A 26331-nucleotide genomic window follows, 5' to 3' on the forward strand; every position below is an offset into this window, starting at 1 on the left:
CGCTCTTACCGGGCCGAAGCGAGTTGAGTGAAAGCGGAGCCGAGCCACTGCTGCACACCACTCATGGTGGCGGCGGAGGTATCCAGGAACGGCTGCGGGTAAACGCCCAGCACAATCAGCAGTACCGCCAGGCCCAGCACCATGATCAGTTCGCGGTTGTCCATGCCGGCCAGTACTTCGTCGGACTTGGCCGGGCCGAAGTAGGCGCGGTGGATCATGATCAGCGAGTACACCGAGCCGAACACCAGGCCGGAGGTGGCAATCGCGGTGACCCATGGGGCACTGACGAAGCTGCCGATCAGGATCAGGAACTCGCCGACGAAGTTGCCGGTACCCGGCAAGCCCAGCGAAGCCGCGGCGAAGAACAGGCTGATGGCCGGCAGGTAGGCGATGCGCGACCACAGGCCACCCATCTGACGCATGTCACGGGTGTGCAGACGCTCGTACAGCTGGCCGCTGAGGATGAACAGCGCCGCCGCCGACAGGCCGTGGGCCAGCATCTGGATCACCGCGCCCTGCAGGGCCTGCTGGCTGCCGGAGTAGATGCCGATCAGCACGAAGCCCATGTGCGAGACGCTGGAGAACGCGATCAGGCGCTTGATGTCGGTTTGCGCGAAGGCCAGGAATGCACCGTAGAAGATCCCGATCAGACCCAGGGTCATGGCGATCGGCGCGAACTCGGCCGAGGCATTCGGGAACAGCGGCAGGGCAAAACGCAGCAGGCCGTAGGCCGCGGTCTTCAGCAGGATACCGGCCAGGTCGACGGAACCGGCAGTCGGCGCCTGGGCGTGGGCGTCAGGCAGCCAGGAGTGGAACGGTACCACCGGCAGCTTGACCGCGAAGGCGATGAAGAAGCCCAGCATCAGCAGGTATTCGGTACCCGCCGGCAGGTCGGCCTTGAGCAACTGGGTGTAGTCGAAGGTGATCACACCGGTGTTGCCGTAGTTGACCAGTACCAGGCCCAGGATCGCCACCAGCATGATCAGGCCGCTGGCCTGGGTGAAGATGAAGAACTTGGTGGCTGCGTAGATCCGGGTCTTCTTGCCGTCCGAGGAGCTGTGACCCCAGAGCGCGATGAGGAAATACATCGGCACCAGCATCATTTCCCAGAAGAAGAAGAACAGGAACAGGTCCAGGGCCAGGAACACACCGACCACGCCGCCCAGGATCCACATCAGGTTGAGGTGGAAGAAGCCGACGTGGCGCTGGATCTCTTTCCAGGAACACAGTACCGAGAGCACACCGAGCAGGCCGGTGAGCAGGATCATCAGCAGCGACAGGCCGTCCAGGGCCAGGTGCAGGCTGATGCCGAAGCGCTCGATCCACAGCACTTTGAACTCGTAGGCCCACTGTGGCGCGGCACCCGGCGCAGGCGCCAGGGTGTAGTCGCCGTTGGCCCACAGCCAGAGGCCGATACCAAGCAGCAGGGACATGGTCAGCAGCGCGATGTAGCGCGGCAGGGTGGCGCCGAAGCGCTCACCCAGCCAGCACAGCAGGCCGCCGATAAAGGGGATCAGGATCAGCCAAGGCAAAATCATGACGGGCTCAATTCCTTTCGCAAAGTCGCAAGGTTCATATCAGACCGCAGCCACAACAACGGCACCGAGCACAAGCACGGCACCAATGGCGATCGAGGCGGTGTACCAGCGCAGCTGACCGGTTTCGGTTTTGCTCATGGCGGCATGACCGCCCTTGGCCAAACGCGGAATCAGGCCGATGCTGCGGTCAACCGGATCCTTGCGCAGGATGTGGCTGATCAGCAGGTAAGGTTTGACGAACAGCTTGTCGTAGATCCAGTCGAAGCCCCAGGCGGCGAACCACCAGGCCGACAGCACACGACCGATACCGCTGTTGGCGATCGCGGTAACCAGGCGACGCTTGCCCAGGAACAGCATGGCGGCCAGCAGGATACCGGCGATGGCGATGGCACCCGAGGCGATTTCCAGGCTGTGCTTGGCTTCGCCACCGGCATGCCCGACGCTCTGCGGCAGCACGCCGGCCAGCGGTGGGTGGATCCAGGCGCCGACGAAGGTCGACAGCACGATCAGCACGCCCAGCGGCAGCCAGTGCGAGATGCCGTGGCCAGCGTGGGCTTCGGTCTTGGCTTCGCCGTGGAAGGCGATGAAGATCAGGCGGAAGGTGTACAGCGAGGTCATGAACGCACCCACCAGGCCGGCGTACAGCAAGCCGCTGTTGCCGCTGGCGAAGGCTTCCCAGAGGATCTCGTCCTTGGAGTAGAAGCCGGCGGTCAGCAGCGGCAGGGCAGCCAGGGCGGCACCACCGACGATGAAGCTGGCGTAGGCCAGTGGCAGTTTCTTCCACAGGCCGCCCATCTTGAAGATGTTCTGCTCGTGGTGGCAGGCAACGATCACCGCACCGGAGGCAAGGAACAGCAGGGCCTTGAAGAAGGCGTGGGTCATCAGGTGGAAGATCGCGCCGTCGAAGGCGCCCACGCCCAGGGCCAGGAACATGTAGCCGATCTGGCTCATGGTCGAGTAGGCCAGGATACGCTTGATGTCGGTCTGTACCAGCGCGGCAAAGCCGGCCAGCACCAGGGTCACGCCGCCGACCACACCCACCAGGTGCAGCACGTCGGGTGCCAGGGCGAACAGGCCGTGGGTACGTGCGATCAGGTAGACACCGGCGGTCACCATGGTGGCGGCGTGGATCAGTGCCGATACCGGGGTAGGGCCGGCCATCGCGTCTGCAAGCCAGGTCTGCAGCGGCAGCTGGGCCGATTTGCCCACGGCGCCGCCCAGCAGCATCAGGGTTGCCAGCACGATCCAGAAATCACCGGCCTGGAACTTCTGCGGCGCCAGCACCAGCAGTTGCTGGATGTTCAGGGTGCCCAGTTGCTGGAACAGGATGAACAGGCCGATGGCCATGAACACGTCGCCGATACGGGTGACGATGAAGGCTTTGAGCGCTGCGTTGCCGTTGTTGCGGTTGCTGTAGTAGAAACCGATCAACAGGTACGAGCACAGGCCAACGCCTTCCCAACCGAAGTAGATGAACAGCAGGTCGTCGCCCAGGATCAGGAACAGCATGCTGGCAATGAACAGGTTGGTGTAGGCGAAGAAGCGCGAGTAGCCGGCTTCACCACGCATGTACCACGAGGCGAACAGGTGGATCAGGAAGCCCACGCCGACCACCACGCCGAGCATGGTCACCGACAGGCCGTCCAGGTACAGGGTGAAGTTGGGCTTGAAGTCGCCCACCTGCATCCACTGCCACAGCAGCTGGCTGTACGCGCCGCCTTCAGGCGGGGCGACGTTGAACTGCCAGATCACGTAGGCGGCCACGATGGCCGAGAGGCCGATCGAACCGACACCGATCAGCGCCGACAGGTTCTCCGAGAACCGCCCACGCGAGAACGACAGCAGCACAAAGCCGATCAGGGGGAAGACGAAGGTCAGAAAGAGTAGGTTCATCCGCGCATCTCACTGGCAGCATCGATATCGAGAGTGTGGAAGCGGCGATACAGCTGCAGCAGGATCGCCAGGCCGATACTGGCCTCGGCGGCGGCCAGGCTGATCACCAGGATGAACATGATCTGCCCGTCCGGTTGCGCCCAGCGGCTGCCCGCCACGATGAATGCCAGTGCCGAGGCGTTCATCATGATTTCCAGGCTCATCAGTACGAACAGAATGTTGCGGCGCACCATCAGCCCGACCAGGCCGAGGCAGAACAGGATGCCGGCGACGGCCAGGCCGTGTTCGAGAGGAATTGCTGACATGATTTACTCCTTCGCCTCGTTGCGGCCGAGGTGGAACGCCGTCACTGCTGCAGCCAGCAGCAGCATCGAGGCCAGTTCCACCACCAGCAGGTAAGGGCCGAACAGGCTGATGCCCACGGCCTTGGCGTCAACGGTGGTATGACCGATGGCGGCGCCGCTCGGCTGCACGAACAGCACGTACAGCAGTTCGGCCAGCAGCAGGACGGCGAGGAACACCGGCCCGCCCCAGATGCCGGGCTTGAGCCAGCCGCGCTCCTGGGCGACCGAGGCCGGCCCCAGGTTGAGCATCATCACCACGAACACGAACAGCACCATGATGGCGCCAGCGTAGGCGATCACTTCGAGCACGCCGGCAAACGGCGCGCCGAGGGCGAAGAAGGTCATCGCCACGGAGATCAGCGAAATGATCAGGTAGAGCAGGGCATGCACCGGGTTGGTGTTGGTGATCACCCGCAGGGTGGACACCACGGCGACACCGGATGCGAAATAGAAAGCGAATTCCATCTTTCTTCCTTAAGGGAGCAAGCTCTTCACGTTGATCGGCTCGGCTTCGTTCTGCGCGGCGCCCTTCGGCTTGCCGGCAACGGCCATACCTGCAACACGGTAGAAGTTGTAATCAGGGTTCTTGCCGGGGCCGGAGATCAGCAGATCTTCTTTCTCGTACACCAGGTCCTGACGTTTGAACTCGGCCATTTCGAAATCCGGGGTGAGCTGGATCGCGGTGGTCGGGCAGGCTTCCTCGCAGAGGCCGCAGAAAATGCAGCGCGAGAAGTTGATGCGGAAGAACTCGGGGTACCAGCGACCGTCTTCGGTCTCGGCCTTCTGCAGCGAGATGCAACCCACCGGGCAGGCCACGGCACACAGGTTGCAGGCCACGCAGCGCTCCTCGCCGTCGGGGTCGCGGGTCAGCACGATGCGGCCGCGGTAGCGCGGCGGCAGGTAGACCGGCTCTTCGGGGTATTGCAGGGTGTCGCGTTTGCGGAACCCGTGGGAGAACACCATCACCAGGCTGCGCAGCTGGGTGCCAGTGCCCTTAACGATGTCGCCAATATACTTGAACATGGGTCAAATCCTCACTGGGCCGCAACAGCTGGCGTGTTGAGCAACACGAGCGCAGCGGTCACCAGCAAATTGATCAGGGTCAGCGGCAGGCAGAACTTCCAGCTGAAGTCCATCACCTGGTCATAGCGCGGGCGCGGGATCGAGGCGCGCAGCAGGATGAACAGCATGATGAAGAACGCGGTCTTCAGGGCGAACCACACGAACGACAGTTGCGGCAGGATGCCGAACGGCCCGTGCCAGCCACCGAAGAACAGGGTTACCAGCAGCGCCGAGATCAGGATGATGCCGATGTACTCGCCCACGAAGAACATGCCCCATTTCATGCCGGCATATTCGATGTGGTAGCCGTCGGCCAGTTCCTGTTCCGCTTCCGGCTGGTCGAAGGGGTGACGGTGAGTCACGGCCACGCCAGCGATGAAGAAGGTACAGAAGCCGAAGAACTGCGGAATGATGAACCACAGGTTCTGCGCCTGGTATTCGACGATGTCGCGCATGTTGAACGAGCCGACCTGGGCCACGATGCCCATCAGCGCCAGGCCCATGAACACTTCGTACGACACGGTCTGGGCCGAGGCCCGCAGGCTGCCGAGCAGGGCGTACTTGTTGTTCGACGACCAGCCGGCGAACAGGACGGCGTACACCGACAGGCCGGCCATGGCGAAGAAGAACAGCAGGCCGATGTTCAGGTCCGCGACACCCCAGGTCGGGGTGATCGGGATGATCGCGAAGGCGATCAGCAAGGCGCTCATGGCCACCACCGGCGCCAGGGTGAAGATCACCTTGTCGACGAAGGGCGGGTTCCAGTCTTCCTTGAAGAACATCTTCAGCATGTCGGCGGCAATCTGGAACATGCCGAACGGGCCGACGCGGTTAGGACCGTAACGGTCCTGCCACCAGCCCAGCAGGCGACGCTCGACGAAGCTGAGCAGCGCACCGCAGACCACCACCGCCAGCAACACCACGATGGCCTTGATGACAGTGAGGATCACATCGATCACTTCAGGGGTGAACCAGGTCATTGTGCTGCCTCCTGCAAGCCTTCGACGGATGCACCGAAGATGGCAGGCGGGATGCCGGCCAGGCCTTTGGGCAATGCAACCAGGCCTGCGCCCAGTTCCTCATTGATGCGCAGCGGCAGACGCAGGGTCTGGCCGGCCACGTTCAGGCTCAGCAGTGCGCCGTCGTTGACGCCCAGGCGGTCGGCTTCGGACTTGGCCAGTGCCACGTAGGCCTGCGGGATGCGCTCCTGCACCGGGGCGGCGCGCGAAGAGTTCTCTTCACTGCCGAACAGGTGGTAGAACGGCACGGCCTGCCAGGTGCCACGGGCCGGCGAGAACGCCGCCGGAACGCTGGCGAACCAGTTCAGCCTGTCGCCCTGGGTCTCGATCAGGCGGGTGCCCGGGTCGCCTGCACGCAGGTGACCACCGACCTCGTCCTGGAACTTGTTCCAGGCCTGCGGCGAGTTCCAGCCCGGCGACCAGGCGAACGGCACCTGCTGGCGCGGTTCGGCGGAGCCCGAGTAGCCTTCCATGGAGAAGGCGAACGCGGTGTCCGGGTCTTGCGGGGTACGTGGCTCGTGCACGCTGATGTTGGCGCGCATGGCGGTACGGCCCGAGTAGCGCAGCGGCTCGCGGGCCAGTTTCATGCCCTTGATGCGGAACGCGGCCGATGGCGCGGCGTTGACGATGCCGGCCAGTTGCGGCACCACGCCAGCCACGGCGTGGGTCACGTGGTCCAGCTGGGTCCAGTCGACCGGCTTGTTGAGCAGGGTGGCACGCAGTGCATGCATCCAGCGCCAGCCTTCGTGCACCAGGATGCTGCTGTCCAGGTACTGCGGGTCGAACACCTGGAAGAAGCGCTGGGCGCGGCCTTCCTGGCTGACCAGGGTACCGTCGCCCTCGGCGAAGGTGGCGGCCGGCAGCACCAGGTGCGCGCGGTCGGTGGTCGGGGTTTTCTGGTGGTCGGCAACGATCACCACCTTGGCCGCGGCCAGGGCAGCGTCGACCTTGGCAGCCGGTACGCGGCTGTACAGGTCGTTTTCCAGCACCACGATGGCATCGGCCTTGCCGGCGATCACGGCGTCCAGCGCCGCATCGATCGACTCGCCACCGAGCATGGCCAGGCCCAGGCTGTTGGCCTCGGGCACCACCAGGCTCAGCGAGCCGTTCTTCTCGCGCAGCTTGAGTGCCTTGGCGATGTTGGCGGCAGCTTCGATCAGAGCCCTGGAGGCCAGCGAAGTACCGGCAACCACCAGTGGGCGGTTGGCCGCGACCAGGGCGTCGGCGATGCGCTTGGCCAGGTCCAGGGCTTCGGCGTCCAGGCCTTCGACGGCTGGGGCGCTCGGGTCGATGGCGTGGGCCACGGCGAAACCGATGCGGGCCAGGTCGTCCGGCGCGGCGTGCACGCACTCTTGCGCCACGTCGTCGAGCTTGGTCTCGCTCAGGCTGGCAATGAACAGCGGGTACATGGCGTGCTGGCCGATGTTCTTCACCGCGGCATCGAGCCACGGCTGAACGCGCATGGCATCGGCCATCGCCTCGGCCTTGCCCTTGACCGACTGACGCAGGGCCAGGGCCACGCGGGCAGCGGTCTGGGTCAGGTCTTCGCCAAGCACGAACACCGCGTCATGGTCTTCCATGTCGCGCAGGGTCGGCACCGGCAGCGGGCTGTCGTTGAGCACCTGCAAAGCCAGGCGCACGCGCTCCAGCTCACCGGCTTCCATGCCTGCATAGAAATGTTCGGCACCCACCAGCTCGCGCAGGCCGTAGTTGCTCTCCAGGCTTGCACGGGGCGAACCGATACCCACGATGTTGCGCCCGCGCAGCATGTCGGCGGCCTTGTCCAGCGCGGCGTCCAGGCCCAGTTTCTGGCCGTCCTGGAGCAGTGGCTGGCGTGGGCGGTCGGTACGGTTGACGTAGCCGTAGCCGAAGCGGCCACGGTCGCACAGGAAGTACTGGTTCACCGAGCCGTTGAAACGGTTCTCGATGCGGCGCAGTTCACCGTAGCGCTCGCCCGGGCTGATGTTGCAGCCGCTGGAGCAGCCATGGCAGATGCTCGGGGCGAACTGCATGTCCCACTTGCGGTTGTAGCGCTCGGAGTGGGTCTTGTCGGTGAACACACCGGTCGGGCAGACCTCGGTCAGGTTGCCGGAGAACTCGCTCTCCAGGGCACCGTCCTCGACACGGCCGAAATACACGTTGTCGTGCGCACCGAACACGCCCAGGTCGGTACCGCCGGCGTAGTCCTTGTAGTAGCGCACGCAGCGGTAGCAGGCGATGCAGCGGTTCATCTCGTGGGAGATGAACGGGCCGAGCTCCTGGTTCTGGTGGGTACGCTTGGTGAAACGGTAGCGGCGCTCGTTGTGGCCGGTCATCACCGTCATGTCTTGCAGGTGGCAGTGACCGCCTTCCTCGCACACCGGGCAGTCGTGCGGGTGGTTGGTCATCAGCCATTCGACGACGCTGGCGCGGAACACGCGGGCTTCTTCGTCTTCGATGGAAATCCAGCTGCCATCGGTGGCAGGGGTCATGCAGGACATGACGATGCGACCACGGGTGTCGTTCTCGTCGGTGTACTGCTTGACCGCACACTGGCGGCAGGCACCGACGCTACCGAGCGCCGGGTGCCAGCAGAAATAGGGGATGTCGAGGCCTAGCGACAGACACGCCTGTAACAGGTTGTCTGCACCGTTGACTTCGAGCTCTTTGCCGTCTACGTGGATAGTGGCCATGGTTCAAAGTTCTTCGTTGGCCCGCGTCTGCGGGCGTGGCTAATGGAAAGCTGTATGCCTGCGGTTCGCCGTCATCCGGGCGAGCATCGCGGGCAACGGGCGGCACGGACCGCCCGTCTTCTTGTTCGTTATGCGCCAACCACAACGGGTTTGGCCAAGTCCGGGCGCGGTGCAGCAGTGGCTGCGATGCCGGCTTCGAACTCGGGGCGGAAGTATTTGATGGCACTGCCCAGCGGCTCGACCGCACCGGGTGCGTGAGCGCAGAAGGTCTTGCCTGGGCCGAGGAAACCGACCAGCCCCAGCAGCGTCTCGATGTCGCCTGGCTGACCCTGGCCTTTCTCGATGGCGCGCAGCAGCTTGACGCTCCACGGCAGGCCGTCGCGGCACGGGGTGCAGAAGCCGCACGATTCGCGGGCAAAGAACTCTTCCATGTTGCGCAGCAGCGAGACCATGTTGACGCTGTCGTCAACGGCCATGGCCAGGCCCGTACCCATCCGGGTACCGACCTTGGCGATGCCGCCGGCGTACATCTGGGCGTCGAGGTGCTCGGGCAGCAAAAAGCCGGTACCGGCGCCGCCTGGCTGCCAGCACTTGAGCTTGAAGCCGTCGCGCATGCCGCCGGCGTAGTCTTCGAACAGCTCGCGGGCGGTGACGCCGAAGGGCAGTTCCCACAGGCCAGGGTTCTTCACCTTGCCGGAGAAGCCCATCAGCTTGGTGCCGTGGTCTTCGCTGCCTTCGCGGGCCAGCGACTTGTACCAGTCGATGCCGTTGCCGACGATGGCCGGCACGTTGCACAGGGTCTCGACGTTGTTCACGCAGGTCGGCTTGCCCCACACGCCCACGGCGGCAGGGAAGGGCGGCTTGGAACGCGGGTTGGCGCGGCGGCCTTCGAGGGAGTTGATCAGTGCGGTTTCTTCACCGCAGATGTAACGCCCGGCGCCGGTGTGCACGAACAGCTCGAAATCGAAACCGCTGCCCAGGATGTTCTTGCCCAGCAGGCCGGCAGCCTTGGCTTCCTCGACCGCACGGGTGAGGTTGCGCGCGGCGGTGGTGTATTCGCCACGCAGGAAGATGTAGCCGCGGTAGGCCTTGAGCGCGCGGGCACTGATCAGCATGCCTTCGATCAGCAGATGGGGCTGTTGCTCCATCAGCATGCGGTCCTTCCAGGTGTTGGGCTCCATTTCGTCCGCGTTGCACAGCAGGTAGCGGATGTTCATGGATTCGTCTTTGGGCATCAGGCCCCATTTGACGCCCGTCGGGAAGCCCGCACCGCCACGGCCCTTGAGGCCGGAGTCCTTGACGGTCTGCACGATGTCGTCCTGCGACATCTGCGCCAGTGCCTTGCGGGCAGCGGTGTAGCCGTCCTTGGCCTGGTACTCGTCGAGCCACAGTGGCTCGCCGTCGTCGCGCAGGCGCCAGGTCAGCGGATGGGTTTCGGCGGCGCGCGCGATGCGGTTGGCCGGGCCGAAGGAAGTGATGGTCATACGTAACCCTCCAGCAGTTTGGAAACGCCGGCAGGTTGCACGTCGCCAAAGGTGTCGTCGTCGATCATCAGGGCCGGGGCCTTGTCGCAGTTGCCCAGGCAGCACACCGGCAGCAGGGTGAAACGCCCGTCTGCGGTGGTCTGGCCCAGGCCGATGCCCAGCTCGCTCTGGATCTGGCTGACCACCGACTCGTGGCCGCCGATGTAGCAGACCATGCTGTCGCACACACGGATGATGTGGCGGCCGACCGGCTGGCGGAAGATCTGGCTGTAGAAGGTGGCCACGCCTTCGACGTCGCTGGCAGGGATGCCCAGCACTTCGCCGATGGCGTACACGGCGCCGTCCGGCACCCAGCCGCGTTCCTTCTGAACGATCTTCAGGGCTTCGATGGACGCCGCGCGCGGGTCCTCGTAGTGGTGCATCTCGTGCTCGATGGCCGAGCGCTCGGTTTCGCTCAGGGCGAAACGGTCGGTTTGGATAAGCGTGTTATTCATGCTTAGCGGTCCACGTCAGCCATAACGAAGTCGATACTGCCCAGGTACGCAATCAGGTCCGCGACCATGCTGCCGCGGATCACCGAAGGGATCTGCTGCAGGTGCGGGTAGCTCGGAGTGCGGATCCGGGTGCGGTAGCTCATGGTGCCGCCGTCGCTCGTCAGGTAGTAACTGTTGATGCCCTTGGTCGCTTCGATCATCTGGAAGGACTCGTTGGCCGGCATGACCGGGCCCCACGAAACCTGCAGGAAGTGCGTGATCAGGGTCTCGATGTGCTGCAGGGTGCGCTCTTTTGGCGGCGGCGTGGTCAGCGGGTGATCCGCCTTGTACGGGCCTTCCGGCATGTTGCGCATGCACTGGTCGATGATCTTGATGCTCTGGCGCATTTCTTCCACGCGCACCATGCAGCGGTCATAGGCATCGCCATTGCTGGCCAGCGGCACTTCGAACTCGAAGTTCTCGTAGCCCGAGTACGGGCGTGCCTTGCGCAGGTCGAAGTCGCAACCGGTCGAACGCAGGCCGGCACCGGTGACGCCCCATTCCAGGGCTTCCTTGGTGTTGTAGGCAGCCACGCCGATGGTACGGCCCTTGAGGATGCTGTTCTGCAGGGCGGCCTTGGTGTACTCGTCGAGGCGCTTGGGCAGCCAGTCGACGAAGTCCTTGACCAGTTTTTCCCAGCCGCGCGGCAGGTCGTGGGCCACGCCACCGATACGGTACCAGGCCGGGTGCAGACGGAAACCGGTGATGGCTTCGATCACGGTGTAGGCGCGCTGACGGTCGGTGAAGGTGAAGAACACCGGGGTCATGGCGCCGACGTCCTGGATGTAGGTACCCAGGAACAGCAGGTGGCTGGTGATGCGGAAGAACTCGGCCATCATGATGCGGATGGTGTCGACCTTCTGCGGCACCTTGATGCCGGCCAGCTTCTCGACCGCGAGCACGTAGGGCAGGTTGTTCATCACCCCGCCCAGGTAGTCGATGCGGTCGGTGTAGGGGATGAAGCTGTGCCAGGACTGGCGCTCGGCCATCTTCTCGGCACCACGGTGGTGGTAGCCGATGTCCGGGACGCAGTCGACGATCTCTTCACCGTCCAGCTGCAGCACGATACGGAACGCACCGTGAGCCGAAGGGTGGTTGGGGCCAAGGTTGAGGAACATGTAGTCCTCGTTGGCACCGGAACGTTTCATGCCCCAGGCTTCGGGGTTGAAGCGTGCGGCTTCTTCCTCGAGCTGCTGCTTGGCCAGGTTCAGGCTGTAGGGGTCGAACTCGGTGGCGCGCGCCGGGAAGTCCTTGCGCAGCGGATGGCCTTCCCAGGTGGGCGGCATCATGATGCGGGTCAGGTGCGGGTGGCCGGCAAAGTCGATGCCGAACATGTCCCAGACTTCGCGCTCGTACCAGTTGGCGTTGGGCCAGATACCGGTGACGGTGGGCAGGTTCAGGTCACCTTCGTTCAGTGCCACCTTGATCATCACGTCGCTGTTACGCTCGACGGACAGCAGGTGGTAGAACACGGTGAAGTCGGCGCCCGGCAGGCCGCGACGCTGGGTGCGCAGGCGCTCGTCCACGCCGTGCAGGTCGTACAGCATGCTGTACGGCTTGGCCACGTTGCGCAGGAAGGTCAGCACTTCGATCAGCTTGGCGCGGGCAACCCAAAGCACCGGCATGCCGGTGCGGGTGTCCTGGGCGGTGAACGCCTCGGGGCCAAAACGATTGTTCAATTCGACGACCACATCCTGGTCGTCAGCCTTGTAAGGCGGGATGTAAATAGCGGTGTCCGCTGTCATGGTCTCGATCGCTTTCGGTCAACGTAGAGAATGAAGCCAGGCCGCCTGCTCGAATGAACAGGCGGCAGGTCGCTGGATCAGACTTCGTCGGGGCTGCGCAGGTGGGTAACCTGGATACGCTGTTCACGACGCTGCTCTTTCTGCGACGGCATCTCGGCGCGGTACACGCCTTGATCGCCGACGACCCACGAAAGAGGGCGCCGCTCCTTGCCGATCGATTCCTGCAGCAGCATCAGGCCTTGCAGGAACGCTTCGGGGCGAGGCGGGCAGCCAGGCACGTAGACATCCACGGGGAGGAACTTGTCGACCCCCTGAACGACCGAGTAGATGTCGTACATGCCACCGGAGTTGGCGCACGAACCCATGGAGATGACCCACTTGGGTTCGAGCATCTGCTCGTACAGGCGCTGGATGATCGGCGCCATCTTGATGAAGCAGGTGCCGGCGATGACCATGAAGTCGGCCTGACGCGGCGATGCCCGGATGACCTCGGCGCCGAAGCGGGCGATGTCGTGGGGTGCCGTGAAGGCCGTGGTCATTTCCACGTAGCAGCAGGAGAGGCCGAAGTTGTACGGCCACAGGGAATTCTTGCGCCCCCAGTTGACGGCTCCACTGAGTACATCTTCGAGCTTGCCCATGAAGATGTTCTTGTGGACCTGGTCCTCTAGCAGCGAATCGGAGACGGTTTCCCGTTCACCGATTGGATACTGCTCGTTGGGCGCATCGGGGTCGATCCTGGTGAGATTGTATTGCATTGCCAAAGCCTCATTGTTTCAGCTTCGCTTGCCGCTTGCGACGACCTTCGGGAGCCCAATCGAGGGCCCCGACGCGCCATAGGTAGACAAGACCTGCCAACAGAATTGCTATGAAAACGAGTGCTTCGACGAATCCGGTCCAGCCGCTTTCGCGGACGGACACAGACCATGCAAAGAGAAAGAGGGCTTCGATATCGAAGATCACGAACAGCATCGCGACCAGATAGAATTTGGCGGAAAGACGCAGGCGGGCACCGCCTGTTGGCAGCATGCCGGACTCGAACGGTTCGTTCTTGCTGCGGCCCCAGGCCTTGCTGCCCAGCAGGGCGGACAGGCCGAGCATGAAGGCACACAGGCCGACGACACCCAAAAGGAAGATGGCAAAGCCCCAGTTGTGGGCGATGAGTCCTGTCGAATCGGGCATGCTGAAAATCCTTAACAGAGCGCTTGGTCTCTGAGCTTGAAAAGAAGTAGAGCAGTGACGATATGTCGCAGCGAAATCTATCGCGCTGATTTTATGGGTAAACCCGTAGCAAGTAAAATTTCTGCAGCAAATTTATTCGTAGCATTAAGAACAAAAATCTTTCGTAACTCGCTGCAGGCCACGTATTCCGTGGATTGCGCGTGCTTTTGTTAATTATGTTTCTTGTATGGCGTAACGAAATGCAAGTTTCGAAATGATAATTAATATCATTTGAAGAGCTCTTGTTATTCCTACCTCCTGCGTCAACTAAAAGTTGTTGTTCAAGGGTGTGGCCGGCAAGTTTGTGCGCCCCTGTTTCGGGCAGTGTCTGCGTGCTGGCGCTGGGCTCTGGCTCAGGGTTGTGCGCGGGGGTGGCGCGTCGGTATCTGCGCTGCCACGGCCGTCCGCTGACGCCGGTGTGCACTAGCATAGCCAATCGGGGGTAATAAGGAAGCCTTGTGCCGGGCGGCTGGCCTTTTCGCCGGCAAGGCTGGCGCCTGCACGGGGTATGAATGGCACAAGACCCGGAGCCCCATCACAGGCCCCGGGTCTTGCGTGTTACCCGAATGTCACCAATCGATCAGCCGATCAGTGGAACTGCTCTTCTTCGGTCGAGCCGGTCAGGGCGGTTACCGAAGACTTGCCACCCTGGATCACGGTGGTCATGTCGTCGAAGTAGCCAGTGCCCACTTCCTGCTGGTGCGCCACGAAGGTGTAGCCTTTGGACGCGTCGGCGAATTCCTGCTCCTGCAGCTTCACGTAGGCAGTCATGTCGTTGCGGGCGTAGTCGTGCGCCAGGTTGAACATGCCGTGCCACATGTTGTGGATGCCAGCCAGGGTGATGAACTGGTGCTTGTAGCCCATGGCCGACAGCTCGCGCTGGAACTTGGCGATGGTCGCGTCGTCCAGGTTCTTCTTCCAGTTGAAGGAAGGCGAGCAGTTGTAGGACAGGATCTGGTCCGGGTATTCCTTCTTGATGGCTTCGGCAAAGCGGCGTGCTTCGTCCAGGTCCGGCTTGGCGGTTTCGCACCAGATCAGGTCGGCATACGGTGCGTAGGCCAGGCCGCGGGCAATCGCCTGGTCCAGACCGGCACGTACCTTGTAGAAACCTTCCTGGGTACGCTCACCCACCACGAATGGCTGGTCGTACGGGTCGCAGTCGCTGGTCAGCAGGTCGGCGGCGTTGGCGTCGGTACGGGCCAGGATGATGGTCGGTACACCGGCGACGTCGGCTGCCAGGCGGGCAGCGCTGAGCTTCTGTACGGCTTCCTGGGTCGGAACCAGTACCTTGCCGCCCATGTGGCCGCATTTTTTAACCGAGGCCAGCTGGTCTTCGAAGTGAACGCCGGCGGCGCCTGCCTCGATCATGTTCTTCATCAGCTCGTAGGCGTTGAGTACGCCGCCGAAACCGGCTTCAGCGTCAGCCACGATCGGTGCGAAGTAGTCGATGTAGCCGTCGTCGCCCGGGTTCTTGCCGGCTTTCCACTGGATCTGGTCGGCGCGACGGAACGAGTTGTTGATGCGCTTGACCACGGTTGGCACGGAGTCCACCGGGTACAGCGACTGGTCGGGGTACATGGACTCGGCCGAGTTGTTGTCGGCAGCCACTTGCCAGCCGGACAGGTAGATAGCCTGGATACCGGCCTTGACCTGTTGAACAGCCTGGCCGCCGGTCAGGGCGCCCATGCAGTTGACGAAATCTTTTTCAGGGCGGAACGAAGGGTGGGCGCCTTTGGTTACCAGGTTCCACAGCTTCTCGGCACCCATGCGGGCCAGGGTGTGCTCAGGTTGAACCGAGCCACGCAGACGAACGACATCAGCGGCAGAGTAGGTACGGGTCACGCCTTTCCAGCGTGGGTTCTCGGCCCAATCTTTTTCGAGGGCTGCAATTTGCTGTTCGCGTGTCAGTGCCATGAAAGTAAACCTCGTCGCATAGGTCGGTAAAAAATGTTCGCTCTGTCGGCTGCGCTGTGCGTACAGGGGCAGCTCCGATTGCTCGCTGGTCAGAAGCACTGGCAGCCAGTGGTGTGGGCGAAATGGCGACGTTGAACGATGGGGCTCGAAGGGGGAAGTGAGCAGGTCCTTGGCGTGGCTGCCGGGCAGGTTGGCTCGTGGTTGCCGTGCTGCGTCGATCAGGGTGTGCCGTCTACCGTTTGATGCGCTTCCGTCCCTCGGGACAACTTCGTTCCAGTCGCAATCTCGTCAAACCGCCTTGTGGGCTGTACAGACACGAATCGGCTCAGGTCGGGTAGGTCAGAGCGCAACTCGAAGGCCCTTGCCAGGGCCTCTGATTAGCGGGAGCGGGGCCATCATGCCTCTGCGATTCGGGGGCGTCAAATGTTTTGTAGTGCTTTTTTTCATCCACTACATCTTTGGTCTAATACGACTCGTCAGTCAGTTTCGAGGCCTTTGGTCGAGGCCTTGAACGACGCGGGGTCAGTCCAGTGCCTCGACTTTTACCCGCAAAGTCATGTTCTCACCGCGCTGGGTGGAGTAACTGAGGGTCGAAGCGCTGCGATCGGCCTGACTTTGAGCGTTGACACCTGCCAGGCTGATCCACTCGCCAAGCTTGCCGGTGACCTTCGTGTCGGTGCTTTGCACCTTCACTACATCGGGGCGTTCCTGGCTCATCCGGTCATTGTTGGTGCTGATGGCAAGGTGCACGGTTTCGCCGGTGACGCTGGCGGTGACGTAGAAACCCTGGGTGACGTTGCGGTACTCGGTGTTGCTCTGCACGCGTCCGTAGCTGTCGGTCTGGGTGCTGGTGATGGGAATGCTCTGGCCAACCTGGATCAGCGCTGGAGTGCCCTCGCTGGCCTGCACCTGTTGCAGCCCACCCTCGCGGTTGGCGGTGCCGTAGCGGATCACGCGGGCGTTGCCGCGGTTGTCCTGGACGTTGCTGTCGGTGTTGTCGACGCTGATCAGCAGGCGCTTGGGGGCGGTGTCCAGTTGTTGCAGCAGGGTGCGAAGTTCGTCGATCTTGCCGGGCTCGGCATTGACGATCAGCTTGTTTTCGAAGGTGCTGATACTGCCGTCCTTGCCGATGAAGGCTTGCGCGGCTGGGAGCAGTTCGGCGCTGGTGCGGTGGTTCAGCGGCAGGACTTCGGTGGCGGCCAGCGCACTGAGGCTGAACGACAGAAGCAGGGTGGCGAGCAGGGGGCGTAGCGGCATGTCCATGGTCTCCGCGGGTGGAGTGGACATGATGGCAAATTTGTAGCGGTTGTGCTGGCCTGTTCGCCGGCAAGGCCGGCTCCCGCAGGTATGGGAGCTGGTCTTGCCGGCGACAGGGCTGGCGCTTACTGCGAGTCGCGCACCATGTCCACGTGCGGAAGGCCGGCCTCGAGGAACTCCTCGCTGACAACCTTGAAGCCCAGGCGCTCGTAGAATGCGGTGGCATGCACTTGTGCGGTGAGCTTCTGCTGGCGCAGATCGCGGTTCTGCGCCTCGGCGATGGCGGCCTGCATCAGTGCGTCACCCACCTTGAGCCCGCGCCAGTCCTTGAGCACCGACACGCGCCCGATCTGGCCATCCTGCAACAGGCGGGCGGTGCCGATGGCGTAGTCACCCTCAAAGGCCAGGAAGTGCACGGCGATGTTGTCGTCGGCATCCCACTCCAGCTCTGGCGGCACGTTCTGCTCGGCAATGAACACCGATTCGCGGATACGGCGGATGTCGGCGTTGTCTTTCTGCCAATCGGCCAGGCGTACTTCGATCTTATTCATTGGCAAATCCCAGGCTTCCTTGCTTGACCAGTTCGCAGATCAGGGTAAGGCCATTTTCGTCGCCAAGCCATGGCGCGAGGTTTTCCACGTGCAGGGCGTCGGCGGCGCAGATCAGCTTGAGCAGGTCGCGCAGTTCGCCCGGCAGCAGGCGGCTCTGGCCGCTGGCGAACAGCAGCACGTTGTCGTCGACTTCCGACCAGGCCAGGCGCGCGCTCGGGTTGCGGATCAGGATCGCACCCTGTTCCAGGCTGTCGATCAGGTCTTCTTCGCTCAGTGCCTCGCCAGCCACCAGTTCCGGGTAGCGTGGTTCGGTCATGAACTGGCCGAACCAGGTCAGCAGCAGGCGCTCGTCGCTCATGTGCTCGGCCAGCAGGCCCTTGAGGCGGTCCAGGGCGTCGCGCTGGATCTGGTGCGGGTCGCTCACTGGCTGGGCGTCGGCGTCGGTGTAGCGCTCTTCGTCAGGCAGGAACTGGCTGAGGAAGTCGGTGAAGTGGGTCAGCACTTCGGCGGCGCTCGGCGCGCGGAAGCCGACCGAATAGGTCAGGCAGTCGTCTTCGGCCACACCGTAGTGGGCCAGGCGCGGTGGCAGGTAGAGCATGTCGCCCGGTTCCAGGGTCCACTCGTCGGTCTGCTCGAAGTCGGCCAGGATGCGCAGGTCGGCGTGCTCGATCAGCGGGCTGTCGCTGTCGCACATCTGGCCGATCTTCCAGTTGCGCTTGCCCTGGCCTTGCAGCAGGAACACGTCGTAGTTGTCGAAGTGCGGGCCCACGCTGCCACCCGGGGCGGCGAAGCTGATCATCACGTCGTCGATGCGCCAGCTTGGCAGAAAGCGAAAGCTCTCCAGCAGCTCGCCCACTTCCGGCACGAACTGGTCGACGGCTTGTACCAGCAGGGTCCAGTCGCGCTCAGGCAGGGTGCTGAAGGTGGCGTCGTCGAACGGGCCGCGGCGCAGTTCCCACGGGCGCTCGCCATGTTCGATGACCAGGCGCGATTCGACTTCCTCTTCCAGTGCCAGGCCGGCCAGTTCATCGGCATCGATCGGGCTTTCGAAATCAGGGAAGGCCTGGCGAACCAGCAGGGGCTTCTTCTGCCAGTAGTCGCGCAGGAATTCGCGGGCAGTCAGTCCGCCCAGCAGCTGAAGTGGGGTATCAGGATTCATGTGTAACCTATTGAAAAAAAGTAATTTTCTTTCAGCAATAAAAACGCCCGGCCAAGCCGGGCGTCAAAACGCGGGGGCAATCAGATGCGTTTGGCTTGTGCCGCGGCATTACCGATGTAGTTGGCCGGGGTCAGCTTCTTCAGCTCGGCGCGGGCTTCGGCCGGCATGTCCAGGCCATCGATGAAGGTTAACAGCGCTTCAGGGCTGATACCTTTGCCGCGGGTCAGCTCTTTGAGCTTCTCGTACGGGTTTTCGATGTCGTAGCGGCGCATCACGGTCTGGATCGGCTCGGCCAGGACTTCCCAGCAGGCGTCCAGGTCTTCGGCGATGCGGGCTTCGTTGATTTCCAGCTTGCTGATGCCCTTGAGGCTGGCCTCGTAGGCGATCACGCTGTGGGCGAAACCGACGCCCAGGTTGCGCAGCACGGTGGAGTCGGTCAGGTCGCGCTGCCAGCGCGAGATCGGCAGCTTGCTGGCCAGGTGCTGGAACAGCGCGTTGGCGATGCCCAGGTTGCCTTCGGAGTTCTCGAAGTCGATCGGGTTGACCTTGTGCGGCATGGTCGAGGAACCGATTTCGCCGGCAATGGTGCGCTGCTTGAAGTAGCCCAGCGAGATGTAGCCCCAGATATCGCGATCGAAGTCGATCAGGATGGTGTTGAAGCGGGCGATCGCGTCGAACAGCTCGGCAATGTAGTCGTGCGGTTCGATCTGGGTGGTGTAGGGGTTGAATACCAGGCCCAGCTCGTCTTCGATGAAGGCGCGGGCGTTGGCTTCCCAGTCGATCTGCGGGTAGGCCGACAGGTGGGCGTTGTAGTTGCCCACGGCGCCGTTGATCTTGCCCAGCAGCGGCACGGCGGCAACCTGGGCGATCTGGCGCTCCAGGCGGTACACCACGTTGGCCAGCTCTTTGCCCAGGGTAGTCGGCGAAGCCGGCTGGCCGTGGGTGCGCGACAGCATCGGTACGTCGGCGAAGCGGTGGGCCAGTTCGCGGATCGACTCGGCGATCTGGCGCATCAGCGGCAGCAGCACGCTGTCGCGGCCTTCGCGCAGCATCAGGCCGTGGGACAGGTTGTTGATGTCCTCGCTGGTGCAGGCGAAGTGGATGAACTCGCTGACCTTGGCCAGTTCCGGCAGCTGGGCGGCCTGCTCCTTGAGCAGGTACTCGATGGCCTTGACGTCGTGGTTGGTGGTGCGCTCGATCTCTTTGACGCGCTCGGCGTGCTCGAGGGCGAAGTCGTCGGCCAGGGCGTTGAGCACGGCGTTGGCTTCGGCGGAAAACGCTGGTACTTCAGCGATTTGCGGGTGGGCGGCCAGGCGCTGGAGCCAGCGGACCTCAACCAGGGCGCGGAAACGGATCAGGCCGTATTCGCTGAAGATGGGGCGCAGGGCCTGGGTTTTGCCGGCGTAGCGGCCGTCAACAGGGGAAACCGCAGTGAGCGAGGAAAGCTGCATGGGGTGTTCTCGGACAGTCGGGCAACGAAAAGGGCGCATATCATACATGAAAAACGCGCCCGGGTTTTGAGGGTGACAAAAGGTCTTTCGGGCCTTTTCGCTGGCAAGCCAGCGAAGGCCGCGACGTGGCCAGGGTCAGCCGCGCAGCATCGGGTACAGCTCCTTGAGCAGCTTGCGCCGGCTGATCACCAGCTGCCAGCGGTGCCCGCCCAGCTGGCGCCACAGGCGCGCAGCACGGATGCCGGCCAGCAGCAGGGCGCGGATCTTCGAGGCATTGTTGGGCTGCTGCAGGTTGCGCATGTCGCCATGCACCTGGATACGCTGGCGCAGGGTGCTCAGGGTGTCCTGATAGAGGGCGCCGCACGAAGCGATCACGTTTTCATGCACCAGGCCGAAATGATCGGCCTGGGACTGGATCTGCGGCAGACGCTTGCCGATGGTGTCGAGCATGTCGCCACGCTTGGCCAGCTGGCGCTCCAGGCCCAGCATCGACAAGGCGTAGCGCAGCGGCTCGCGCTGCAGGCTGGCAGGGTCGCGCTCCAGCGCGCTGGCCAGGGCGCGGTAGCCATCCTTGAGGTTCAGGTCGTCACCGCCGAACACCTCCAGGGTGTCCTTGGGGTCGCGTACCAGCAGGCTGCCGAGCATGCAGCCCAGGTCGGCCTCGCTGGCCTGGCCCGTGCGGGCGATTCGGTCGACCAGCACGGCGGCCTGGAATACCCCGCCCAGAGCGACCAGTTGTTCTTGCATCTGGTTCATCAGCGGCTGCTCCAGGGCTCGGCCACTTCGATCACACCGCCCCCCAGGCATACCTCACCGTCATAGAACACCACCGACTGGCCCGGCGTCACGGCGCGCTGCGGCTCGTCGAAAACGGCGCGGTAGCCGCTTGCGGTGCGTTCCAGGGTGCACGCCTGGTCGCTCTGGCGGTAGCGCACCTTGGCCGTCAGCTGGCGCGGGCTGGAGAGGTCGACGGGGTTGACCCAGAAGATCTCCGAGGCGAGCAGGGCGCGGGAGAACAGCCACGGGTGCTCGTTGCCCTGGCCGACCACCAGCACGTTGCGGCTGAGGTCTTTCTCCAGCACGTACCACGGCTCGTCGCTGGCATCCTTGAGGCCGCCGATGCCCAGGCCCTGACGCTGGCCGATGGTGTGGTACATCAGGCCGTGGTGCTGGCCGATGACTTCACCCTCGGTGGTCTGGATTTCACCGGGCTGCGCCGGCAGGTACTGCTTGAGAAAATCGCTGAAACGGCGCTCGCCGATAAAGCAGATACCGGTGGAGTCCTTCTTCTTGGCCGTGGCCAGGCCGTGTTTTTCGGCGATGGCGCGCACCTCGGGCTTTTCCAGTTCGCCCACCGGGAACAGCGTGCGGGCGATCTGCTCGCCGCCGACGGCGTGCAGGAAGTAGCTCTGGTCCTTGTTCGGATCCAGGCCCTTGAGCAGCTCGGTACGCCCGTCGATGTCGCGGCGGCGCACATAGTGGCCGGTGGCGATCAGGTCGGCACCGAGCATCAGGGCGTAGTCGAGGAACGCCTTGAACTTGATTTCGCGGTTGCACAGGATGTCCGGGTTCGGCGTGCGCCCGGCCTTGTACTCTTCCAGGAAGTGCTCGAACACGTGGTCCCAGTACTCGGCGGCAAAGTTGGCAGTGTGCAGCTTGATGCCGATGCGGTCGCACACGGCCTGGGCATCGGCCAGGTCTTCGCGGGCGGTGCAGTATTCGGTGCCGTCGTCCTCTTCCCAGTTCTTCATGAACAGGCCTTCCACCTGGTAGCCCTGCTCGATCAGCAGGAGGGCGGAGACGGAAGAGTCCACGCCGCCGGACATGCCGACGATGACGCGTGTCTTTTCGGGTTCGTAGAGTGCTGGACTGGTCATAGGTACCGGCTGTGTATCTGGAAAAAGACGTCGATTCTATCAGGCTGCGCCGCGCAAGGCGAAAGCCGCGGCTTCAATTGCGGATCAGGCTCAGGCTGTGCAGCGGGCCGGCCAGGTAGTCGTCGATGCATTGCGGCACCAGCTCGCTGCGCCAGCGCTCGGGGTCGGCCAGCAGTTCGTCGCGGGTGAGCCAGGTGGCGCGCACGATGTCGGTGTCCAGGGCGCGTTCGGGGTGGTGGCGAAGCGGGCGGGCAGCGAAGCAGATGCGCTGGTAGGTCACGCCGTTGCTGGGGGCGGTATAGAGGTAGATGCCGACGATGCCGGTAAGCTCGACGTCCCAGGCGGTTTCTTCGAGGGTCTCGCGCAGGGCGGCTTCGAGCAGGGTTTCGTTGGCTTCGAGGTGGCCGGCGGGCTGGTTGAAGACGTGCCGGCCGGCCTTGAATTCCTCGACCAGCAGGAAGCGGCCGTTGTCTTCGACGATGGTGGCGACGGTGATGTGGGGTTGCCAGGTCATGCGGGTGCCTTCGTAGTGGGGTGGCGTGCCTCTTCGCCGGCAAGGCCGGCTCCTACAAAGGGCTGTAGGAGCCGGCCTTGCCGGCGAAGAGGGCGCCGCCGATGTCCAGAAAGCACAAACCCCGGTGCGTGGCCGGGGTCTGTGTGTCAGCTCAAGCCAACCTTACAGCGCGGCAACCGCGTTGTTGAAGGTCTGGCTCGGGCGCATTGCCTTGGCGGTCAGCTCGGCATCGGGGTAGTAGTAACCACCGATTTCAACCGGCTTGCCCTGGACTGCGTTGAGCTCGGCGACGATGGTCGCTTCGTTCTCGGTCAGTGCCTTGGCCAGCGGTGCGAAGCGTGCTTGCAGCGCCGCGTCATCGGTCTGTGCAGCCAGTGCCTGGGCCCAGTACAGGGTCAGGTAGAAGTGGCTGCCACGGTTGTCGATGCTGCCAACCTTGCGCGCAGGGGACTTGTTGTTGTCCAGGAACTGGCCGGTGGCCTGGTCCAGGGTCGCAGCCAGTACCTTGGCCTTGGGGTTGGCGTAGGCGGTGCTCAGGTGCTCGAGCGAAGCTGCCAGGGCCAGGAACTCGCCCAGCGAATCCCAGCGCAGGAAGTTTTCTTCCACCAGCTGTTGCACGTGCTTGGGTGCCGAACCGCCGGCGCCGGTTTCGAACAGGCCGCCGTTGTTCATCAGCGGCACGATCGACAGCATCTTGGCGCTGGTGCCCAGTTCCATGATCGGGAACAGGTCGGTCAGGTAGTCACGCAGCACGTTGCCGGTGACCGAGATGGTGTCTTCGCCGGCACGGATGCGCTGCAGCGAAACCTTCATGGCCTCGACAGGCGACAGGACACGGATGTCCAGGCCGGTGGTGTCGTGGTCTTTCAGGTACTTCTGGACCTTCTCGATCAGCACGCCGTCGTGGGCGCGTTGCGGGTCGAGCCAGAAGATCGCCGGGGTGGCGCTGGCGCGGGCACGGTTGACGGCCAGCTTGACCCAGTCCTGGATCGGCGCGTCCTTGGTCTGGCACATGCGGAAGATGTCGCCGGCCTCGACGTCCTGGGACAGCAGCAGGTTGCCTTTGCCGTCGACGACGCGGATCACGCCATCAGCCTTGGCCTGGAAGGTCTTGTCGTGGGAGCCGTACTCTTCGGCCTTCTGTGCCATCAGGCCGACGTTCGGCACGCTGCCCATGGTGGTAGGGTCGAAGGCGCCGTGTTGCTTGCAGTCTTCGATCACCGCCTGGTAGATGGTGGCGTAGCAGCGATCCGGGATCACTGCCTTGGTGTCCTGCAGCTGGCCTTCGGTGTTCCACATCTTGCCCGAGTCGCGGATCATCGCCGGCATCGAGGCGTCGACGATGACGTCGCTCGGCACGTGCAGGTTGGTGATGCCCTTGTCGGAGTTGACCATGGCCAGCGCCGGGCGCACGGCATACACGGCCTGCACGTCGGCTTCGATCTGGGCCTGCTGCTCGGCTGGCAGGTCCTTGATGCGGGCGTACAGGTCGCCGATGCCGTTGTTCAGGTTGAAGCCGACCTGCTCCAGTACGGCGGCGTGCTTGGTCAGCGCGTCCTTGTAGTACTCGGCGACGATCTGGCCGAACATGATCGGGTCGGAGACCTTCATCATGGTGGCTTTCAGGTGAACCGACAGCAGTACGCCCTGGGCCTTGGCTTCTTCGATCTGGGCAGCGATGAAGCTGCGCAGGGCCTTGGTGCTGAGCACGGCGCAGTCGACGATTTCGCCGGCCTTGACCGCGGTTTTCTCTTTCAGGACGGTGGTCGAACCGTCCTTGGCCAGCAGTTCGATGCGCAGGCTGTCATCGGCTTCGATCAGCGCGGCTTTTTCGCTGCCGTAGAAGTCGCCGTTGTCCATGTGCGCGACGTGCGACTTGGAGTCGGCTGCCCAGGCGCCCATCTTGTGCGGGTGCTTGCGGGCGTAGTTCTTGACCGACAGCGGTGCGCGGCGGTCGGAGTTACCTTCGCGCAGTACCGGGTTCACGGCGCTGCCCTTGATGCGGTCGTAGCGGGCGCGGGCTTCTTTTTCCGCGTCGGTGCTGACGGTGTCCGGGTAGTCCGGGATGTTGAAGCCCTTGGCTTGCAGTTCCTTGATCGCGGCCTTCAGCTGCGGTACCGAGGCGCTGATGTTCGGCAGCTTGATGATGTTGGCTTCAGGCGTGGTTGCCAGTTGGCCCAGTTCTGCCAGGTGGTCGGCCACTTGCTTGTCGGCGCCGAGCTGTTCAGGGAAGGCAGAGAGGATACGGCCAGCGAGCGAGATGTCACGGGTTTCGACGGCGATGTCGGCAGTGGCGGTGAACGCTTCGACGATGGGCAGCAGTGAGTAGGTGGCGAGGGCGGGGGCTTCGTCGGTGAAGGTGTAGATGATCTTGGATCGGGTGGGCATATTCGGGTTAACTCTCTGTTTTGCTGAGCGTGCGCGGAATCTCGAGGGGTGCGCAGGATAGGCGCTTCGCTCAAGCGGATCCATGAGCAGAAAGTCGAGGATTCCGGGCTGTGATGGTGGGTTGCATCAGTCGAGTGTCAAACGGCTGAACTGCGGTAACAGCCCAGTCTTGTCGGGGCCGGACGTCTCTATTCGGACCGGTCGCCCCCAGTGACCCTTTGGTCACCGGCGGAGTATATCAAACCCTTGGTCGTAATCATCAAGGTCAACATGTCGGATGGCCACTTTTAGACCAAAGACGTAGAGCGTTTTACGCTGGTATGACGGTTTTTTCGGCGAGGTTTGCGTCTGCGTTCAACTGGGTTAGGCTCTGGGGATTGCATGAAGTCCTATCAACCAGAAAAAAGCGGAGTGCAGCATGGGATACCAGAAAATCAAGGTTCCGGCAGTCGGTGACAAAATCACCGTCAACGCAGACCATTCTCTCAATGTTCCCGACAATCCGATCATCCCCTTCATTGAAGGTGACGGTATTGGCGTCGATGTCAGCCCGGTGATGATCAAGGTGGTCGATGCTGCAGTCGAAAAGGCTTATGGCGGCAAGCGCAAGATCTCCTGGATGGAGGTGTACGCCGGCGAGAAGGCCACCCAGGTCTACGACCAGGACACCTGGCTGCCCCAGGAAACCCTGGATGCGGTGAAAGACTACGTGGTATCGATCAAGGGCCCGCTGACCACCCCGGTCGGCGGTGGCATCCGTTCGCTGAACGTCGCCCTGCGCCAGCAACTGGACCTGTACGTGTGCCTGCGTCCGGTGGTGTGGTTCGAGGGTGTGCCCAGCCCGGTGAAAAAACCTGGCGACGTCGACATGGTGATCTTTCGCGAGAACTCCGAGGACATCTATGCCGGCATCGAGTGGAAGGCCGGCTCGCCCGAGGCGAACAAGGTCATCAAGTTCCTCAAGGAGGAAATGGGTGTCACCAAGATCCGCTTCGACCAGGATTGCGGCATCGGCATCAAGCCGGTTTCCAAGGAAGGCACCCAGCGCCTGGTGCGCAAGGCCCTGCAGTATGTGGTGGATAACGACCGCGAGTCGCTGACCATCGTGCACAAGGGCAACATCATGAAGTTCACCGAGGGGGCCTTCAAGGACTGGGGCTACGAGGTGGCCAAGAACGAATTCGGCGCCGAGCTGCTCGATGGCGGCCCGTGGATGAAATTCAAGAACCCCAAGACCGGGCGTGAAGTGATCGTCAAGGACGCCATTGCCGACGCCATGCTCCAGCAGATCCTGCTGCGTCCGGCCGAGTACGACGTGATCGCCACCCTCAACCTGAACGGTGACTACCTGTCCGACGCCCTGGCGGCGGAGGTGGGCGGTATCGGTATCGCGCCGGGTGCCAACCTGTCGGACACCGTGGCCATGTTCGAGGCCACCCACGGCACGGCGCCCAAGTACGCCGGCAAGGATCAGGTCAACCCTGGTTCGGTGATCCTGTCGGCCGAGATGATGCTGCGTCACCTGGGCTGGACAGAGGCGGCGGACCTGATCATCAAGGGCACCAACGGGGCTATCAAGGCCAAGACCGTGACCTACGACTTCGAACGCCTGATGGAAGGCGCGACGCTGGTGTCGAGCTCGGGCTTCGGTGAGGCGCTGATCAAGCACATGTAAGCGGGCAGCAAAAGGCCGGCCTGTCCGAGAGGGCAGG

The 26331-nt window shown here is 63.2% G+C and carries 22 protein-coding genes; 1 reads left to right on the forward strand and 21 read right to left on the reverse strand.

Annotated elements, in window-relative coordinates:
* Nucleotides 1-5 precede the first annotated feature (5 nt).
* The 21 genes from nuoM to ACPRTJ_RS20320 all read right to left on the reverse strand — a co-directional run bounded on the left by nuoM (nucleotide 6) and on the right by ACPRTJ_RS20320 (nucleotide 24619).
* Nucleotides 6-1538 carry an NADH-quinone oxidoreductase subunit M gene (gene nuoM, locus ACPRTJ_RS20220; protein ID WP_043860873.1) on the reverse strand — a complete coding sequence of 511 codons (1533 nt, stop codon included), beginning with the start codon at nucleotides 1536-1538 and terminating at the stop codon, nucleotides 6-8.
* 39 nt (nucleotides 1539-1577) lie between these two features.
* On the reverse strand, nucleotides 1578-3431 hold the full coding sequence (gene nuoL, locus ACPRTJ_RS20225; protein ID WP_043860872.1) for an NADH-quinone oxidoreductase subunit L: 1854 nt from the start codon (nucleotides 3429-3431) through the stop codon (nucleotides 1578-1580).
* Nucleotides 3428-3736 carry an NADH-quinone oxidoreductase subunit NuoK gene (nuoK, locus tag ACPRTJ_RS20230; RefSeq protein WP_010220409.1) on the reverse strand — a complete coding sequence of 103 codons (309 nt, stop codon included), beginning with the start codon at nucleotides 3734-3736 and terminating at the stop codon, nucleotides 3428-3430. The genes nuoL and nuoK overlap by 4 nt, the downstream gene beginning before the upstream one ends.
* A gap of 3 nt (nucleotides 3737-3739) precedes the next feature.
* Nucleotides 3740-4240 (reverse strand): NADH-quinone oxidoreductase subunit J, encoded by a 501-nt coding sequence (gene nuoJ / locus ACPRTJ_RS20235; RefSeq protein ID WP_043860871.1) that lies wholly within the window; start codon nucleotides 4238-4240, stop codon nucleotides 3740-3742.
* A gap of 9 nt (nucleotides 4241-4249) precedes the next feature.
* On the reverse strand, nucleotides 4250-4798 hold the full coding sequence (nuoI, locus tag ACPRTJ_RS20240; protein WP_009400993.1) for an NADH-quinone oxidoreductase subunit NuoI: 549 nt from the start codon (nucleotides 4796-4798) through the stop codon (nucleotides 4250-4252).
* Between the two features lie 11 nt (nucleotides 4799-4809).
* Nucleotides 4810-5817, reverse strand: a complete 1008-nt coding sequence (nuoH, locus tag ACPRTJ_RS20245; protein ID WP_054915105.1) for an NADH-quinone oxidoreductase subunit NuoH — start codon at nucleotides 5815-5817, stop codon at nucleotides 4810-4812.
* A complete protein-coding gene (gene nuoG / locus ACPRTJ_RS20250; protein ID WP_043860869.1) occupies nucleotides 5814-8528 on the reverse strand; it encodes an NADH-quinone oxidoreductase subunit NuoG in 2715 nt (904 codons plus the stop codon). The genes nuoH and nuoG overlap by 4 nt, the downstream gene beginning before the upstream one ends.
* A 128-nt stretch (nucleotides 8529-8656) precedes the next feature.
* Entirely contained in the window at nucleotides 8657-10012 is a 1356-nt protein-coding gene (gene nuoF / locus ACPRTJ_RS20255; protein ID WP_043860868.1) for an NADH-quinone oxidoreductase subunit NuoF, read from the reverse strand.
* On the reverse strand, nucleotides 10009-10506 hold the full coding sequence (gene nuoE / locus ACPRTJ_RS20260; protein ID WP_043860867.1) for an NADH-quinone oxidoreductase subunit NuoE: 498 nt from the start codon (nucleotides 10504-10506) through the stop codon (nucleotides 10009-10011). The genes nuoF and nuoE overlap by 4 nt, the downstream gene beginning before the upstream one ends.
* A 2-nt stretch (nucleotides 10507-10508) precedes the next feature.
* Nucleotides 10509-12290 (reverse strand): NADH-quinone oxidoreductase subunit C/D, encoded by a 1782-nt coding sequence (nuoC, locus tag ACPRTJ_RS20265; protein WP_043860866.1) that lies wholly within the window; start codon nucleotides 12288-12290, stop codon nucleotides 10509-10511.
* A 77-nt stretch (nucleotides 12291-12367) separates the two neighbouring features.
* On the reverse strand, nucleotides 12368-13045 hold the full coding sequence (locus tag ACPRTJ_RS20270) for an NADH-quinone oxidoreductase subunit B (RefSeq protein ID WP_043860865.1): 678 nt from the start codon (nucleotides 13043-13045) through the stop codon (nucleotides 12368-12370).
* Nucleotides 13046-13055: 10 nt separating this feature from the next.
* Complete coding sequence (locus ACPRTJ_RS20275; protein WP_010220397.1) at nucleotides 13056-13469, reverse strand: NADH-quinone oxidoreductase subunit A; 414 nt, start codon at nucleotides 13467-13469, stop codon at nucleotides 13056-13058.
* Between the two features lie 627 nt (nucleotides 13470-14096).
* On the reverse strand, nucleotides 14097-15422 hold the full coding sequence (gene aceA, locus ACPRTJ_RS20280; protein WP_043860864.1) for an isocitrate lyase: 1326 nt from the start codon (nucleotides 15420-15422) through the stop codon (nucleotides 14097-14099).
* A gap of 522 nt (nucleotides 15423-15944) precedes the next feature.
* Nucleotides 15945-16679: a secretin N-terminal domain-containing protein gene (locus tag ACPRTJ_RS20285; RefSeq protein ID WP_229589330.1), complete on the reverse strand. Its 735-nt coding sequence runs from the start codon at nucleotides 16677-16679 to the stop codon at nucleotides 15945-15947.
* 125 nt (nucleotides 16680-16804) lie between these two features.
* Nucleotides 16805-17230, reverse strand: a complete 426-nt coding sequence (locus ACPRTJ_RS20290; RefSeq protein ID WP_043860862.1) for a GNAT family N-acetyltransferase — start codon at nucleotides 17228-17230, stop codon at nucleotides 16805-16807.
* Nucleotides 17223-18389 (reverse strand): JmjC domain-containing protein, encoded by a 1167-nt coding sequence (locus ACPRTJ_RS20295; RefSeq protein ID WP_426427238.1) that lies wholly within the window; start codon nucleotides 18387-18389, stop codon nucleotides 17223-17225. Before ACPRTJ_RS20295 ends, ACPRTJ_RS20290 begins: the two co-directional genes overlap by 8 nt.
* A gap of 80 nt (nucleotides 18390-18469) precedes the next feature.
* The gene (gene purB / locus ACPRTJ_RS20300) at nucleotides 18470-19840 is read right to left on the reverse strand and encodes an adenylosuccinate lyase (RefSeq protein WP_043860860.1); all 1371 of its coding nucleotides are present in this window, start codon (nucleotides 19838-19840) and stop codon (nucleotides 18470-18472) included.
* Between the two features lie 135 nt (nucleotides 19841-19975).
* Complete coding sequence (gene hflD / locus ACPRTJ_RS20305; protein WP_043860859.1) at nucleotides 19976-20596, reverse strand: high frequency lysogenization protein HflD; 621 nt, start codon at nucleotides 20594-20596, stop codon at nucleotides 19976-19978.
* Nucleotides 20596-21717 (reverse strand): tRNA 2-thiouridine(34) synthase MnmA, encoded by a 1122-nt coding sequence (gene mnmA, locus ACPRTJ_RS20310; RefSeq protein WP_058541215.1) that lies wholly within the window; start codon nucleotides 21715-21717, stop codon nucleotides 20596-20598. The genes hflD and mnmA overlap by 1 nt, the downstream gene beginning before the upstream one ends.
* A gap of 73 nt (nucleotides 21718-21790) precedes the next feature.
* Nucleotides 21791-22231, reverse strand: a complete 441-nt coding sequence (locus ACPRTJ_RS20315) for an NUDIX hydrolase (RefSeq protein WP_054915102.1) — start codon at nucleotides 22229-22231, stop codon at nucleotides 21791-21793.
* A 162-nt stretch (nucleotides 22232-22393) separates the two neighbouring features.
* Nucleotides 22394-24619, reverse strand: a complete 2226-nt coding sequence (locus ACPRTJ_RS20320) for an NADP-dependent isocitrate dehydrogenase (protein WP_054915101.1) — start codon at nucleotides 24617-24619, stop codon at nucleotides 22394-22396.
* Nucleotides 24620-25037: 418 nt separating this feature from the next.
* Between ACPRTJ_RS20320 and icd the strand changes: the two genes are divergently transcribed.
* On the forward strand, nucleotides 25038-26294 hold the full coding sequence (gene icd / locus ACPRTJ_RS20325; RefSeq protein ID WP_043860855.1) for an NADP-dependent isocitrate dehydrogenase: 1257 nt from the start codon (nucleotides 25038-25040) through the stop codon (nucleotides 26292-26294).
* The last annotated feature ends 37 nt before the right edge of the window (nucleotides 26295-26331 follow it).

Source organism: Pseudomonas palmensis, assembly GCF_049942755.1.
Taxonomy (GTDB): domain Bacteria; phylum Pseudomonadota; class Gammaproteobacteria; order Pseudomonadales; family Pseudomonadaceae; genus Aquipseudomonas; species Aquipseudomonas palmensis.